Origin of the sequence: Anaerococcus marasmi (assembly GCF_900290195.1) — a bacterium.
Classification (GTDB): Bacteria; Bacillota; Clostridia; order Tissierellales; family Peptoniphilaceae; genus Anaerococcus; species Anaerococcus marasmi.
Genome location: NZ_OLMF01000004.1, coordinates 298,316 through 313,585 on the forward strand (window position 1 = coordinate 298,316; position 15,270 = coordinate 313,585).

Below are 15,270 nucleotides of genomic sequence, written 5' to 3' on the forward strand. Positions count from 1 at the left end.
AAACAAGGATGGAGACTTTATGTCTTATATACAATTAAATAATCTAACAAAAGAATTTAAATCTGGTGATACAAGGATTGTCGCAAATGATAAGATAAACTTCTCTCTGGACAAAGGTAGACTTCTAATAATTGTCGGAGCAAGTGGGGCAGGCAAGACCACCCTTCTTAATCTTATTGGTGGGATGGATAAGGCAACAAGTGGTGAGATTTTTATAGATGGAAAAAACCTAGTAGGTCTTAGTGATAGAGAGCTTACTGAATATAGGAGAAATGATGTTGGTTTCATCTTCCAACATTACAATCTCATACCAAACCTGACTGCTCTTGAGAATGTAGAAATGGCATCAGAAATCTCTAATAATCCACTTAGTCCAAGGGAAATACTCGAAGAAGTAGGTCTTAGTCATAGGCTTAATAACTTCCCTTCTCAACTATCAGGGGGAGAACAACAAAGGGTGGCCATAGCGAGGGCGCTCGCCAAAAACCCTAAGCTTTTACTTTGTGATGAGCCAACAGGTGCCCTAGACTATGAGACAGGAAAAAATATCCTTAGGCTCTTGCAAGATGCTTCAAGGAATATGGGAGCCACAGTAGTAATCATAACTCATAATTCATTGATAAAGCCAATGGCAGATCAGGTAATAGAGATCAGAGACGGCAAGGTCGATAAGGACTATATCAATGAAACTCCAGTTTCAGTTGATGAGATAGAGTGGTAATATGAATAAAACTTATATAAAGAGCATCTTCGCTGATATGAAGAAAACTAAGGGAAAGGTCTTATCTATTATGATAATGGTAGCTCTTGCTAGCCTTGTAGTAGTGGGGCTTTTACTTTCTGGTGCTTCTATGAGAAAGAGTCTAAACAAATCTCTAGCTGAATATGAACATCCTGACCTAATAGTTAGGTCGACCTATGGACTAGACTATGAGGATGAGGCTCTTATTAAAAAAGAAGAGGGAATTGATAAGATTAATTTCATCAAGGCCACTGATCTAAGAATCGGTGAAGATATTATTAGACTAAAAGAATACAATTCCGAAGTCTCAAAATCGGTAATTACGGAGGGAAAAATACCTTCAAAAGATGACGAGATAATCCTCGATGAAAATCTTAAAGATAAATATAAGATCGGTGATGAGCTTAGTTTTTCTTATATCAATGATCAACAAAAAGATGATCAAAAGATGGCGAATTTAAGATATAAGCTTGTAGGTTTTTACAAATCATCTGATCACTTTATGGAGGATATGAAGGAAATTTCACCGCTTGGTAAAAGTGAAATTGCAGGATTTGCCTATGTCTTGCCTAATAATTTCTTGTCGGATAAGTATCATGAGGCAAATATAGTCTACAAAGACCTACTTAATCTTGATAGGACAAGTTCATCCTATATCAAAAAAATAAATAGTAAAAAAGATAACTTGACAGACAGGATTAGAAATAGGCCAGACCAAGTCTTAAATAAAATTAGAAAAGATGCTGACGATGAAATAACTGATGCAGAAAAAGACATCACTAATGCAGAAAAAGAGCTTAGTGATAATGAGAAAAAACTAATCGAAAGCAAGAATTACCTTGATGAAGGTTTTAGAAAGTATGAAGCAAATAAGAGTGATTTTGATCAAGAAATTGCTAAGGGAGAAAAAGACCTCGCTAAAGCTAAAAATGATCTAGATCAAGGAAGAGAAAAGCTTGAAGAAGGTAGAAGAGAATATCAGACAAATCTAGAAACATATGAAAATGAAATAACAAAAGCTGAAGAAGAACTTGATAAAAAACAAAAAGACTTAAATTTAGGTCTTGCCCAAATCGATGGACCTAAGAAGGAAATGGATAAGGCTTATGAAGAGCTTAATGAAAAGTTTGAGTCATCATTTAACAAATTAGAAGAGGCAGAAGCAAGTCTTATTCTAGAAGAAAATTATATTAATTCTAAAAAACAAGAGCTAGAAGAAGCGGAAAGCCTCAAAGATCAAAAAGACCCTGATCTTATAGAAAAAATTAAGCAACTAAAGGAAGAGATTCAAACAAGTGAAGCGAGCTACGAAGCGGGTAAGATAGAATATGATAAAAATAAACAAGAATTAGACGAAAAATATAGCCAGGCGAAGTTTGAACTTGATCAAAAGCTAGGTAGTTTAAGGGCTAAGGAAGAAGAATTAAACAAAGCTCAAGCCCAGCTTGATGAGGCTAAAAGACAATTAGCTAGTAAAAAATCCTCAGGTAAAACTGAGCTAGATAAAGCAAATGAGACCATTAAAAATAGCGAAGAAGAGATAAATCAAGGTCAAAGAGATTATGAAAATGGTCTAGCTGAGCTTGATAGAAATAAGGAAGAAGGAAAGAATAAACTCGCTCAAGCCTATGATGAATTAATTGATGGGCAAAAAAAATATCAAGATGCTAAGGAAAAATTCGACGAAGAAAAGGCAAAGGCTTCAAAGGATATAGATAAGGCTAAGAAAGATATCGGAGATTCAAAGGAGAGCCTCTTGACCCTACAAGATCCAGAATATTCGGTAGAAAGCATATTTGACAATAGAGGAATCGACACCTACTATCAAAACTCCTTGAATATGGACAGATTATCTAAGGTGTTCCCTGCATTTTTCTATCTAGTAGCAATGCTCGTAACTCTTACTACCATGAAAAGATATATCGAAGAGCAAAGGACTATCAATGGATGTCTTAAGTCTTTGGGTTATACCAACACAGACATAGCCAAGAGATTTTATATATATGGTATAAGTCCAACAATTATAGGAGCTCTATTGGGAGCTGTTATAGGAAGATTTGTAATCCTTAATGTAATATTTACAGCTTATTCAACAGGATTTAAGGTCCTATCAATGGAAGTAATAAATAGTTTTCCAGCCTTACTTATATCTGTTCTAGTATCGACTTTCCTTATAGCCTTTACAGTTTTTATTAGTTCTAAAGAAACAGTTAAAGAGGTACCAGCCAATCTATTAAAGGCTAAAGCTCCTGATGCTGGTAGCAAAATATTTCTTGAAAGAATCGAGTTCTTGTGGAAGAGATTATCCTTTATGGCGAAAATTACATCTAGGAATCTTTTTAGATATAAATCCAGGATGTTTATGACAATATTTGGTGTTGGAGGATGTACGGCCCTACTTTTCTTTGGCTTTGCTATGATAGATGCTATTAAGGACACATCAAGTATTCAGCAAGAAGAAATCCAGCATTATAGCCTAGTTTCTATGATAAATACTAAGGCCAAGAAGGAAGATCTTGATAGCTATAATCAACTTATAGAAAGTTACGATAATATTGATGTATATAATGAGAAGGCAAGTCTTGAAAAAAATAGGGAAAAACTTGACTTGTCTATAATAGTCCCAGAAAATGATAAAAAGCTAAAAGATTTTGTAAGCCTTAGAGATAAGCATAGAAATCCAATCGATTTAACTAGCAAGAATGTAGTTATTACAGAAAATATAGCAAAAAAATTAGGAATAAAAAAGGGAGATAGGTTAAAATTTGAAATAGATGGAGAAAATACTGAAGTTATCCTAGGAGATATAAGTGAAAACTATATCAGTGACTACATGTATATTTCTAGAAAATATTACGATGATAATATTGGAAAAAGCCTAGTCTATAATTCCAATCTAATTAAGGCGGATCCAGGAGAAATCAAAGATAAGCTTAACGATAACAAAGCGGTCAATGCCCTTATCAATAAAACTGGTGCCTACGAATCCATGGATGCACTTTTAGCTAATTTGAATTTAGTTATAAGTGTTATCACCCTGATATCTTCAGCCCTGGCTATTGTAGTCTTGTATAATATAACAAGTATTAATGTCGGGGAAAGAAAGAGAGAGCTTGCAACAATAAAAGTATTAGGTTTTTACTCCAAGGAAGTTACTTCTTATATATATAAGGAGATTTTCATCCTAACAATACTAGGAATTGTAGTGGGATTCTTCTTAGGCTATGCTATGTTTAGATATATTATAGGCATAGTTGCGCCGGAAGATATAATGATAGCATACAGGACCCACATAATCACTTACCTTATCTCAGCAGCTATAACTTTGGTAATTTCACTAGTGATATTGATATTTGTGCACAAGGACTTGAAAAGAATTGACATGGCAGAAGCGATGAGCTCTGGAGAATAAAAGTGGCCTTAGGGTCACTTTTTAAAATTTAGTAATTTTGTTATAATATGTACTGAGGTGTTTATGAAAATTATTTTAGTAAGACATGGCCAAACCCAAGCAAATATCTCTTGGAAATATTCCACAGATGATACGCACCTTGCGGAAAGTGGCCTTTATATATTAGATAAAACGAAGAAATTATTAGAAGATTATAAGATAGATAAAGTCTATACTTCAAATCTAGTTAGGAGTCAGGAAACTGCAAAGAGATTAGGTTTTTTTGACTTTAAAATAGATAAAAGATTAAATGAGATGAACTTTGGAGACTTTAGGGGTCGTGGGATTGATGAGGTAAGAGAAATCGAGAAGGAGTTTTTCCTCAAGGAAGAAGAAGATTATTTTGATATCAAATACCCATCTGGTGAATCAAGAAATGATGTGATCGAAAGGACGACTGATTTCTTAGATGAAAAGTCTATAGAAGAAGATGGTACAATTCTTTGTATATCACATGGCATAGCCATAAGGTCAACTCTTTTTTGGATATTGAAGGATTTAGATAATTGGGGAAGCTTTTGGATTGATAATGGCTCACTTACAGTCTATAATATCGAAGATAAGAAGAGATTAATCGAAAGTGTAAATAAGATATGAAGTTCATCCACCTAGCTGATGTCCACTTGGCTGATTCTTATAACTTTGATAAGACTCTATCCAAGAAAATTAGGGAGGCCTCATGGCAGAGTCTTTCTAACATACTAAATTCCAACAAGGATGTTGATTTCGCCCTAATTGCTGGTGATCTTTTTGAAAGAGCCTATTTTACAGCGAGCGATTTTAAAAGATTATTTTCTATATTTGAAGATTTTTCTAAGGATATTTATTATGTGAGTGGAAACCATGATTATTTTGACTCCTATAATAGTATTTTCTTGGAAAATTCTCCGGAAAATTTCCATGTCTTTGGCTCAGAGAATCTAGAAGTCTTCGAAAAAGATAAGCTGAGAGTTTATGGAATATCTTATAAGGATAGGATTTTTTCTAAAGATTTAGACCTATCTATAAGCTTAGACGATGAATTTTTCAATATTTTTTTAATTCATGGAGATGTTGATAGGGAAGAATCTAATTATTTTTCTTTAAATTCAAAAATAATGACCGAGACTAATTTTGATTATATAGCTATGGGCCATATACACAAGGCTCATCGTATAGATGGTATCTACTATCCAGGTTCTGTTGAGCCTCATGATTTTACCGATATATATGATTATGGTTATATCAGATACGATGATGGAAAGGTGAGTTTTATTGATTCTTCTATCCTAAAATTCTATGATATGAGCGTGAACTTTAGGGATTTTGATAATGAAGATGATCTTCTTGCTTTTATAAATCAAAAATTACTAGATAAGAAAAATATTGTAAGACTTGAAATCTCTAGCGATAAGGATATTGATGAGAGATTTATAAGAAACAATATTGATGCGATTTATAAGGAGATTCATATCAAAAATGAAAGAGACTTATCCGATATGGTAAGGCTTTTCCCAAATTCTCTTCTATCATTATATAGCCAAAAATTTGACAATTCTAGTGGTGAAATTGAAAAGCTTGCCCTAGACATTGGACTTGATGCAATTCTTAGGAGTAAAGATGACTAGAGTTTTTATCAAAGAAATCCATATGATATCCTTTGGAAAGTTTGAAGATAAGAAAATAAGATTTGATGAAAATTTCAATTTAATTTATGGAAAGAATGAAACAGGAAAATCTACTGTTACGAGTTTCATAGAGGGCTTGCTATATGGATTTGATGAAGGGAAAAATAAGAAAAGTTTTTCTTATAAAAAAGAAGCCTATAAGCCCAATCTTTCCTATAAATACGCAGGAAGTGGAATTTTTAATAAAGATGGTATAGACCTAAAAGTAACAAGGAACTTCGAAGACGGTTCATACAAGTTGATTAATCTTTCTAGTGGAGAAGAAATTTCTTCTAAGCAGTCGCATCTTGGATTTCCTGGAGAATATATTCTAGATATGAACTATGATATCTATAAGAATTACCTCACAAGTTTTCAAGGGCAAAAGTCAGAAAAAAAGGCCAGAGAGAAGTTAATAGAAAGCTTGGCCAACCAAGACATAGACTATGATTTTTCAGCAAATAAGGCTATTAGAATATTAGATGATAGGTTAAACAAACTTGGAAGCGATAGGGCCTACACAAAACCATATCTTAAGGTGAAGACTGAAATTAAAGAAATCGAAGATAGGCTTTATGAAATAAAATCCTTCAAGAAATCGTACGAGAAAGACTTTAAGAGGCTTGATTATAATAAGAAAAGACAAAAGGTCCTAAGAGAAAAATATGATAGAGAAAAAGAAAAAATAGAATCTTACAAAAAGTATAGGGCAAATCAAAACTATAAAGACTATAAGAAATGGACGGATGAGCTTTATAAAATAAATGAATCAATCGCATCTTATAGCGATGTATTTGGGCTTGATGAAGAGTATTTCCAAGATTTAGGATACGATTTAGGTCAAAGTAAAAATCCTCAAAGCTCTACGAGCAAGTATTTAATTTTTATATTTTTCTTACTTTCCTTATTCTTAGGATTTTCTATTAACAAATATTTTTACCTATTGGCCCTAGCTCTTCTAGGGGTTTTTATTTTTCTAGTAAATTCTAGTAAAAATACAGAAGATAGTAGAAATGATCTAAGCCAGTATAATAAATTGAGGGCTAGATTTCTGAAATATAATAGCTTAAAGAAGGAAAAGGAAAAAATAGAAGATGTCCTTTCAATACTTCGAAACCAAGATATCAAGCTTGGTGAAAGTCCTTTTGACCTAGAAGATTATGAAAACTATGATATTGAAAAGGCAGAACTTAAGCTAGATTCTTATCTAGACGATTTAGATAAAATAAATGGTGAGATCTCAAGAGATGAGAAAAATCTCGTAAGTATTGAGGAGAAAATAGAAGACGAAGTCGACCTAGTCGATAGATTACACTTCTTAGAAAAAAGACAAAGAGAGATTGAAAATGAAAAAAAGGCAATTAATCTCGCTAAAAATACAATAAAGAGGATTATCGATGAAAATAGAAATGATTTTACCAATCTAAACAAAAGAGCAAATCAAATTATTAAGGAAATTAGCAAAAATTCCTTTGACTCAATAATATTTGATGAAAAATTAAATCCTAAGATAAGAACTAGGGAAGGCTATGATATGATGTTAGATCAACTTTCTAAGGGTTTTATGGACCAACTATCTTTTGCTTTGAAACTTAGCATAAATGAGGAAGCTTTTTCCAAGATATTTATGGTCTATGATGATGCTTTTATCAACTATGACCTAGAAAGATTAAGAAATGCTCTATTCATTCTTTTAGATGCCGCAAGCTTTAGACAAATTATCTATTTTACCTGCCATGATAGGGAGAGGGAAGTGTTTGAGTCAGAAGGAATTAAAATTAACTATTTAGATATGGAGGATGTATGATATATGCAATAGCAGATTTACATCTTGATTATACAGAAAATAAGTCCATGGAGGTTTTTGGTGACGGTTGGGCTAATTACCAGGAGAGGATTTTTGTAAATTGGGAAAATATCGTAAATGATGACGATACTGTCCTAATACCAGGAGATATTTCCTGGGCTATGAGTGTAGAAGAAGCAAGGATTGACCTAGGAAAAATTGATAAAATGAAGGGAAAGAAAATACTCATGAAAGGCAATCACGATTACTGGTGGTCTTCCCTGAAAAAACTTGAAGACCTGGGCCTTTCTACTTTATCCTTTCTTCAGAACAATCATTTTGAAGTCGAAGGATATGATATTTGTGGAACCAGGGGCTGGATTTCTAAAGACAACAAAGAATTTGATGAACACGATTTAAAGATATATAAGAGAGAGCTTATTAGGCTTGAAAATTCATTTAGAGAAAGTAAGAGTAATAAGAGAATAGTCCTCCTCCACTATCCGCCCCTAAATGCGGATGGAAGCTTTAATGAGTTTTTTGACTTATGCAAGGAATATAAGGTATCTAAACTTATTTACGGGCACTTACATGGAGTAGGACATAAGTTAATCAAAGAAGGGAATATAGAAGGCATAGAGGTCTCTTGCGTTGCGGGAGATTATATTGATTTTATGCCAGTAAGGATAGGATAATGCATAGAGAAATAGAAGTAAAAGTTTTAAATATTGATATAGAAAAGATGAGAGAGAAGCTAGAAGGTTTGGGTGCAGATTTAATTAACCATGAATTCCAGAAAAACTACACCTTTATACCAAAAGGAAGCGATGGTTTCGAGGAAGGCTATCTAAGAGTCAGAGAAACTACCCATAAGGATAATGGCGAAAAGGAAATAGAGCTTACCTTCAAGGAAGTTAAAAATGTTGATGATGTAAGGATTAATAATGAATACACAACCCATATAGACTCAGTAACTATGATGAATAGAATCTTAGAGCATATAGGTATGGAGCTTGAATATAGTGGTGAGAAGGAAAGAATCTCCTACAGATACAAGAATCAAAGATTTGATATTGATATTTGGGATAAGGATACTTACCCAGAACCATATATGGAAATAGAATTTTCTAATCAATCAAAAATCGATGAGATCATTGATGATTTAGGCATTGATAGAAAAAATGTAACCAATAAATCAATAACAGAATTAAGAGAAGATTTATAAAAATTTTGACATTCGTTTATTTCGTGATATAATAAAAAAAACTTAAGGAGTAAACGATGATTTCTATAAAAAATTTATTAAATTCATTTGATTTGACAAAAGAAGACTTACTAGAGATAATTGAATTAGGTAATGCTATTTATAAGAGTCCTGACGATTTTTCCCATTGTGCAGATGGAAAGATATTAGGGACTCTTTTTTTTGAGCCTTCAACTAGGACTAGACTCTCATTTGAGTCAGCCATGTTAAGGCTAGGTGGTTCTGTAGTAGGATTTTCTGATGCAGGAGTTTCTTCATCAACTAAAGGAGAAAGTCTAGCCGATACTGTAAGGACAGTAAGCCAATATGCCGATATTATCGCCATGCGCCATCCACAAGAGGGAGCAGCCTTCCTCGCAAGTAAAACTGCAGATTGCCCAATAATAAACGCTGGAGACGGTGGCCACCAACATCCTACTCAAACACTTACTGATATTTTAACAATATCAAACTACAAGAAAGATCTTTCAGGTCATGTTATAGGCCTATGTGGAGATCTTAAATATGGAAGAACAGTTCACTCACTACTTAAAGTGATGAGCATGTTCCCAAACAATAAATTCATCCTTATATCACCAGAAGAATTAAAGCTTCCAGAATACGTAAAAAAAGAAGTATTCGCAGATGGAACTAATAATTTCGAAGAAGTTAGAAGCCTTGACGATGTTATGGATCAGTTGGACATCCTATATATGACTAGGATTCAAAAGGAAAGATTCTTCTCTCAAGCCCAATACACAAGACTAAAGGATTCTTACCTACTAGATAAGGAAAAAATGCAAGCTGCAAAGGATGATTGCATTGTTCTACATCCACTCCCAAGAGTAACTGAGATTGCAACAGAAGTCGACTCAGATCCTCGTGCAGTTTATTTCAAACAAGTTAAGTTTGGTATGTATGTAAGAATGGCGCTAATTTTAAAACTTTTGGAGGCAAACAATGATAGAAATAACTAGTATAAAAGAAGGAATAGTAATCGATCACATCAAGGCAGGCCTTGGAATGGAAATATTTAATAAACTTGATCTAAGACATCTTAAAGATGAGGTAGCAATAATATTAAATGCAAAATCAACCCAACATGGAAGAAAAGATATATTAAAGATAGCAAATAACATAGATATTAACCTTGATATTGTATCAATCATCGATCCATCAGCTACAATAAATATCATAAAAGACGAGAATGTTGTCGAAAAACTAAGCCTAAAGCTTCCTAAGGAAGTAAAGGGAATCTTAAGCTGCCAAAATCCAAAATGCGTATCAACTACTGAAAGGGCTGTGGAAAGCGACTTTATCCTAATAGATGAAGAAGAGAAAAATTACAAATGTGCCTACTGTGGCCATATCTATGATGTGGAAGAATAGATGAAGCAGATTTTTACAAACTTTTATGGCTTTGACGATATAAAGATTACAAAAAGACCAATCTATGTCGAAGATGGAATAATAGTTGATAAATTTGCAAAGGACGATGATACCGAAGTAATAGATTGCAATAACCTCGCCCTAATTCCTGCCTTCACAGACCTTCACGTTCACTTTAGAGATCCTGGTTTTACCTACAAGGAGGATGTTGAAACAGGCTCTAGGGCAGCTCTTAAAGGAGGATTTACATCTGTACTTCTTATGGGAAATACGAATCCCCCAGTATCAAGCCCTGAAGTCTATGATGATATTATAAGAAGGAGCAAAGTCCTAGATCTTATCGATGTAGAACAAGTCTACACAATCACAGAAAATCTTGGAGGGAAAAGTTTAGATCATCTAGAAAAAATGCCAGAATCTGTGAAGTTTCTATCAGATGATGGAAGGGGAGTAAATGATGATAATATCATGTATGAAGCTATCCTAAAGGCCAAAGAACTGGGTGTAAAGCTTGCTCTTCATGAGGAAGTTGAAAGAGTTTCTAGGAAGGATTACGAAATAGCAGAAGATGCTATGACTATTAGGGATTGCTATCTTGCCTATAAACTAGATTGTCCAATTCACTTCTGCCATGTATCGACAAAAGGGGCAATGACAGCCATAAAATATTTTAAGGATTTAGGCGCTCCAATTACATGCGAAGTAACCCCTCATCATATAAATTTTTCGGAAAAGAAAAGAGAAGAAATGATGGTCAATCCTCCAATTAGAAAAGAAATTGATAGGAAATTTCTTATTCAAATGATAAAGGAAGGTTATGTAGATGCAATTTCTACTGACCATGCCCCTCATACAAAAGAGGAGAAAGAAAAGGGAGCTCCAGGATTTATTGGCCTAGAGACAGCCTTTTCAACTTGCCTTAAAGTCCTAGTTAAAAGCGGTGAGATTTCTCTAAACAAGCTAGTGGAGATAATGTCTACGAATCCAGCAAGAATTCTTGACTTAAATAAGGGAAAACTTGAAAAAGGCTACGAGGCAGATTTCGTCCTCATAGATTTAGACGAAGAATATATCTACAAGGAAGAAGAGATTGCCTCAAAATCAAAGAATTCTCTAATGATTGGCCAAAAACTTCCTGGAAGAGTTAAAAAAGTTTACAAGAAAGGAATACTAAAATATGAAGATAATAGATAAATTATACGAAAAAGTTTCAACAAATGGATTTGTATGTATTGGACTTGATAGCTCCATTGATTATATTCCGGAGAATATGAAAGAAGGAAAAAGTGTTAGCGAGGCACTTTTTTCTTATAACAAAGAAATAATAGATCAAACTTATGATGTTTGTGCAATTTATAAATTACAAATCGCCTACTATGAGTCCTACGGTATCGAGGGAATGATTGCCTATAGAGATACACTTTCTTACCTTAGAGAAAAAGATCTTTTATCAATAGGAGATGTCAAAAGAAGTGATATAGCAGCAAGTGCGAAAATGTATGCCAAGGCCCACTTTGAAGGTGATTTCGAAACAGATTTTATAACTCTCAACCCTTATATGGGCATGGATTCAATAGAGCCTTACGAAGAATACATAGAAAAAGGAGATAAGGGGGTCTTCGTACTTCTTAGAACATCAAATCCTGGAGCTAAGGACTTCGAAGTCCTCCCAGTAGGTGGAGAAGAGTTCTTCTACAAGGTAGGAGATAGGATGAGAGAGCTTAATGATAAGTATATAGGAAAGTCAGGATTTGGCCCTATAGGGCTTGTAGTTGGGGCAACCCATAGTGAAGAAGTAGAAAAAATCAGAAATAGATATGATAAAATGTTCTTCCTAATTCCTGGATTTGGTGCACAAAAAGCGGACAGCATGAATGTATACAAACTCCTCGAAGGATTAAATGGCGGAGTGGTAAACTCTTCAAGGGCAATACTTAAAAACTGGCAAAACTATGAAGATGGAAGCGAAAAAGTTGGCTACTATGCCAGGAAAAAAGCTATAGAGACTTATGAGGAAATTAAAGCAAATGAAGTCTTATAAGAAAGCAATAATAAAAGAAAATATAGAAATATCCGAAGGAATCTATCTAATGAAGCTAGCTTGCGATATGAAGGCAAGACCTGGACAGTTTTTTATGTTTAGGTCAGATTCATTCAGGCAAGACCCACTTCTTTCAAGACCCTTTGGTGTTTGTGATGAAAAAGACGGTGAACTCTCCTTCCTCTACCAAGTTGTAGGAAAGGGAACTGAAATTATGGCAAGCTTAAGAAAGGACGCTGAGGTAAAACTATTAGGTCCTCTAGGTAATGGCTTTAGTCTCAAAAAGGGAAAGAAAATCGCAGTAGTAGGTGGGGGAATTGGTATAGCTCCTCTATTATATTTGGTAAAAAGTCTTAAAAATAAGTGTGATTTTTATGCGGGATTTGCCAAAGATCCTTACTATATGGAAGAGTTTGAGCCTTATGCAAACAAAGTAGTTACTACGAGTGATTTATATGATAAGAAATTCATAACTGATGCTATAAATCCAGACGACTATGATTATATATACGCATGCGGACCAAATCCAATGCTAAAATCTCTCTATGAAAAGGCAAAAGATACTCCTATGGAAGTATCTATGGAAGCTCACATGGCCTGTGGAATTGGAGCATGTCTAGGATGCACTATAGAAAAATCTGATGGAGAATTCCTAAGAGTTTGTAAGGACGGTCCTGTTTTTGATAGCAAGGAGGTCTTTGGATGAATACTAAGCTAGAAATTGCTGGAGTAAAATTTAAAAATCCAGTCATAGCTGCAAGTGGAACTTTCGGTTTTGGTAAGGAGTTTTCTGAATATATAGACTTAAACAAATTAGGAGGAATATGTTCCAAAGGCCTTACCCTTCACAGGAACTTAGGTAACAAGGGAGTAAGGATTCATGAGACTGCATCAGGAATAATGAATTCGATTGGCCTTCAGAATCCAGGCATTGACTACTTTACCAAGGAAGAATTACCTTTTCTTGAGAAATTTGATACGGTAGCAATAGCAAATCTTGGGGGTCATAGCGTAGAAGATTATGTCAAGGGAGCGGAGATCTTAGATAAGACAAGTGTCCCTATGATTGAGCTTAATATATCTTGTCCTAACGTCAAAGAAGGGGGAATGGCCTTCGGTACTGAGCCTAAAAAGGCTTGTGAAGTTATAAAGAAGGTTAGAAATGTAACTAAAAAGCCTCTAATAGTAAAGCTATCTCCAAACGTTGGATCTATAGGTGAATTTGCTAAAATCGCAGAAGATGAAGGAGCGGATGCAATTTCTCTAATCAATACCATAAATGCTATGGCTATAGATATCAGGAAGAAAAGGCCGGTATTTGAGAATAAGACTGCAGGTCTTTCAGGTCCTTGTGTAAAACCAATAGCTGTTAGGATGACCTATGAGGCAGCATCAGCTGTTAATATTCCAGTTATTGGCATGGGAGGAATAATGACCTACGAGGATGCCATAGAATTTATTATGGCGGGAGCCTCTGCAATTCAAGTTGGGACAGCAAACTTTATTGATTATAAGTCAATGGAAAATATTATAGATGGAATTTCTAATTTTATGAAAGAAGAAAATATAGGAAATCTTGAAGAAATAAGAGGAATAATTTAGGAGGAGATAATGGATAAAACACTAGAACTACTTAAAAAATCAGATGCACTTTTGGAAGGTCACTTTATACTATCGAGTGGTAAACATTCGAATAAATACATACAATGTGCTAAGCTAATAGAAAATCCTGTATATTGCGAAGAAGTTGCAAATATAATAGGAGAAAAGCTTAAGGAAAAAGGCATAGAGGTTGACCTATGCGTTGGTCCTGCTATGGGTGGAGTAATCATCTCTTATGAGCTTGCTAGAAAGCTTGGAGTAAATGCTATATTTACCGAAAGAGAAAATGGCAGGATGACCCTAAGAAGAGGCTTTGAAATCAAGGAAGGTATGAAGGTTATAATAGTAGAAGATGTAATCACTACAGGTAAGTCTTCATTTGAAACTGTTGATGTTATAAGATCTTGTGGAGCAGAAGTCCTTGCCTTAACATCAATTGTAAATAGGTCTAATAAAGATGAAATAAATGGACTTCCAATAATTTCAGCCACAAAAATTGACGTAGATACCTGGGATGAGGACGAAATTCCGGATGAGTTAAAAAATATCCCAGCTACAAAGCCAGGATCTAGATCGCTTAAGTAAGTCCTTGCATTATCTATAATTTAACATATAATTAAATAATAGATAAGGGGATAGTTATGAAGGTAAGAAATTCTATTAAAAAGTTAATATCTGCAGCCGCTATACTAACTCTAGGAGTTACTTTGGCTAACACAAAATCTTTCGCTAGTTCAAAAGATAAAAAGGACCTAATGTATTATGGTTTGCAGAAGATTAACGCCGAAACTTATAATCTTAGAGATATGAAGAAGGAAAGATTTGATAAGTTAGATAAGGATCTTGATAAAGCGATTGAGATCGGTTGCGATAATGTTGATAGCAAAAGCTATTTTTATCTCTTACAGGATATGCCTTTTACAGGAAGCGAGTTAGATTATGGCTTGGCTGACACAGGCCTTTACGGCTTGGGTCAAGACTTCAAGGAAGTTTCCGAAAAATACGGAATTAATCCATTCTTGCTAATGGCAATGGCCAAGCATGAAACGGGTAACGGGACTAGTGATTTGTTTAGAGAAAAGAATAATCTCTTCGGATTTAATGCTATAGATCACGATCCTTATAATATGGCAAGTAAATTCAAAGATCCAAAGGATTCTATTGATACAGTTGCCAAGCATCTTAAGGAAGAATATTTAGACAAAAACGGCACATATTTTAATGGGGTTTCTGCAAAGGGCATAGGAACATCTTATGCTTCTGATCCAGAGTGGTCCCAGAAAGTTAATTCAATGATGATTGAAATCGCAGATAAAATGTTAGAAACATACAAGGCAGGTCAGTAATGGCCTGTTTTTTTGAATAGTAAT

At 34.3% G+C, this 15,270-nt stretch carries 15 protein-coding genes; all 15 read left to right on the forward strand.

The genetic code is table 11. From position 1 onward, the window contains the following. The first annotated feature begins 19 nt into the window (after positions 1 to 19). The 15 genes from C7D97_RS01615 (at position 20) to C7D97_RS01685 (ending at position 15,246) form a co-directional block, all read left to right on the forward strand. A complete protein-coding gene (locus tag C7D97_RS01615; protein WP_105300396.1) occupies positions 20 to 721 on the forward strand; it encodes an ABC transporter ATP-binding protein in 702 nt (233 codons plus the stop codon). Position 722: 1 nt separating this feature from the next. Further along, on the forward strand, positions 723 to 4,154 hold the full coding sequence (locus tag C7D97_RS01620; RefSeq protein WP_105300397.1) for an FtsX-like permease family protein: 3,432 nt from the start codon (positions 723 to 725) through the stop codon (positions 4,152 to 4,154). A 63-nt stretch (positions 4,155 to 4,217) separates the two neighbouring features. Continuing rightward, positions 4,218 to 4,790: a histidine phosphatase family protein gene (locus tag C7D97_RS01625; protein WP_105300398.1), complete on the forward strand. Its 573-nt coding sequence runs from the start codon at positions 4,218 to 4,220 to the stop codon at positions 4,788 to 4,790. Then, complete coding sequence (locus C7D97_RS01630; RefSeq protein WP_105300399.1) at positions 4,787 to 5,800, forward strand: metallophosphoesterase family protein; 1,014 nt, start codon at positions 4,787 to 4,789, stop codon at positions 5,798 to 5,800. The genes C7D97_RS01625 and C7D97_RS01630 overlap by 4 nt, the downstream gene beginning before the upstream one ends. After that, on the forward strand, positions 5,793 to 7,646 hold the full coding sequence (locus C7D97_RS01635) for an ATP-binding protein (RefSeq protein WP_105300400.1): 1,854 nt from the start codon (positions 5,793 to 5,795) through the stop codon (positions 7,644 to 7,646). The genes C7D97_RS01630 and C7D97_RS01635 overlap by 8 nt, the downstream gene beginning before the upstream one ends. Next, the gene (locus C7D97_RS01640) at positions 7,643 to 8,320 is read left to right on the forward strand and encodes a metallophosphoesterase (protein ID WP_105300401.1); all 678 of its coding nucleotides are present in this window, start codon (positions 7,643 to 7,645) and stop codon (positions 8,318 to 8,320) included. Before C7D97_RS01635 ends, C7D97_RS01640 begins: the two co-directional genes overlap by 4 nt. Beyond that, positions 8,320 to 8,850: a class IV adenylate cyclase gene (locus C7D97_RS01645; RefSeq protein ID WP_105300402.1), complete on the forward strand. Its 531-nt coding sequence runs from the start codon at positions 8,320 to 8,322 to the stop codon at positions 8,848 to 8,850. Before C7D97_RS01640 ends, C7D97_RS01645 begins: the two co-directional genes overlap by 1 nt. Before the next feature lie 56 nt (positions 8,851 to 8,906). Further along, positions 8,907 to 9,845, forward strand: coding sequence for an aspartate carbamoyltransferase (gene pyrB, locus C7D97_RS01650; RefSeq protein WP_105300403.1), 939 nt, complete (start codon positions 8,907 to 8,909; stop codon positions 9,843 to 9,845). After that, positions 9,829 to 10,257, forward strand: a complete 429-nt coding sequence (locus C7D97_RS01655) for an aspartate carbamoyltransferase regulatory subunit (protein WP_105300404.1) — start codon at positions 9,829 to 9,831, stop codon at positions 10,255 to 10,257. Before pyrB ends, C7D97_RS01655 begins: the two co-directional genes overlap by 17 nt. After that, positions 10,258 to 11,451 (forward strand): dihydroorotase, encoded by a 1,194-nt coding sequence (locus C7D97_RS01660; protein ID WP_105300405.1) that lies wholly within the window; start codon positions 10,258 to 10,260, stop codon positions 11,449 to 11,451. Next, on the forward strand, positions 11,435 to 12,298 hold the full coding sequence (gene pyrF / locus C7D97_RS01665) for an orotidine-5'-phosphate decarboxylase (protein WP_105300406.1): 864 nt from the start codon (positions 11,435 to 11,437) through the stop codon (positions 12,296 to 12,298). The genes C7D97_RS01660 and pyrF overlap by 17 nt, the downstream gene beginning before the upstream one ends. Beyond that, positions 12,285 to 13,004, forward strand: a complete 720-nt coding sequence (locus C7D97_RS01670) for a dihydroorotate dehydrogenase electron transfer subunit (protein WP_105300407.1) — start codon at positions 12,285 to 12,287, stop codon at positions 13,002 to 13,004. Before pyrF ends, C7D97_RS01670 begins: the two co-directional genes overlap by 14 nt. Then, positions 13,001 to 13,900, forward strand: coding sequence for a dihydroorotate dehydrogenase (locus C7D97_RS01675; protein WP_105300408.1), 900 nt, complete (start codon positions 13,001 to 13,003; stop codon positions 13,898 to 13,900). The genes C7D97_RS01670 and C7D97_RS01675 overlap by 4 nt, the downstream gene beginning before the upstream one ends. Before the next feature lie 9 nt (positions 13,901 to 13,909). Beyond that, positions 13,910 to 14,485, forward strand: coding sequence for an orotate phosphoribosyltransferase (pyrE, locus tag C7D97_RS01680; RefSeq protein WP_105300409.1), 576 nt, complete (start codon positions 13,910 to 13,912; stop codon positions 14,483 to 14,485). 56 nt (positions 14,486 to 14,541) lie between these two features. Then, complete coding sequence (locus C7D97_RS01685; protein WP_105300410.1) at positions 14,542 to 15,246, forward strand: glucosaminidase domain-containing protein; 705 nt, start codon at positions 14,542 to 14,544, stop codon at positions 15,244 to 15,246. The last annotated feature ends 24 nt before the right edge of the window (positions 15,247 to 15,270 follow it).

Bases quoted from the DNA above. Each gene is read 5' to 3' on its own strand.
- C7D97_RS01615 (WP_105300396.1), top strand. From the start codon at position 20: ATGTCTTATATACAATTAAATAATCTAACAAAAGAATTTAAATCTGGT.
- C7D97_RS01620 (WP_105300397.1), top strand. From the start codon at position 723: ATGAATAAAACTTATATAAAGAGCATCTTCGCTGATATGAAGAAAACT.
- C7D97_RS01625 (WP_105300398.1), top strand. From the start codon at position 4,218: ATGAAAATTATTTTAGTAAGACATGGCCAAACCCAAGCAAATATCTCT.
- C7D97_RS01630 (WP_105300399.1), top strand. From the start codon at position 4,787: ATGAAGTTCATCCACCTAGCTGATGTCCACTTGGCTGATTCTTATAAC.
- C7D97_RS01635 (WP_105300400.1), top strand. From the start codon at position 5,793: ATGACTAGAGTTTTTATCAAAGAAATCCATATGATATCCTTTGGAAAG.
- C7D97_RS01640 (WP_105300401.1), top strand. From the start codon at position 7,643: ATGATATATGCAATAGCAGATTTACATCTTGATTATACAGAAAATAAG.
- C7D97_RS01645 (WP_105300402.1), top strand. From the start codon at position 8,320: ATGCATAGAGAAATAGAAGTAAAAGTTTTAAATATTGATATAGAAAAG.
- pyrB (WP_105300403.1), top strand. From the start codon at position 8,907: ATGATTTCTATAAAAAATTTATTAAATTCATTTGATTTGACAAAAGAA.
- C7D97_RS01655 (WP_105300404.1), top strand. From the start codon at position 9,829: ATGATAGAAATAACTAGTATAAAAGAAGGAATAGTAATCGATCACATC.
- C7D97_RS01660 (WP_105300405.1), top strand. From the start codon at position 10,258: ATGAAGCAGATTTTTACAAACTTTTATGGCTTTGACGATATAAAGATT.
- pyrF (WP_105300406.1), top strand. From the start codon at position 11,435: ATGAAGATAATAGATAAATTATACGAAAAAGTTTCAACAAATGGATTT.
- C7D97_RS01670 (WP_105300407.1), top strand. From the start codon at position 12,285: ATGAAGTCTTATAAGAAAGCAATAATAAAAGAAAATATAGAAATATCC.
- C7D97_RS01675 (WP_105300408.1), top strand. From the start codon at position 13,001: ATGAATACTAAGCTAGAAATTGCTGGAGTAAAATTTAAAAATCCAGTC.
- pyrE (WP_105300409.1), top strand. From the start codon at position 13,910: ATGGATAAAACACTAGAACTACTTAAAAAATCAGATGCACTTTTGGAA.
- C7D97_RS01685 (WP_105300410.1), top strand. From the start codon at position 14,542: ATGAAGGTAAGAAATTCTATTAAAAAGTTAATATCTGCAGCCGCTATA.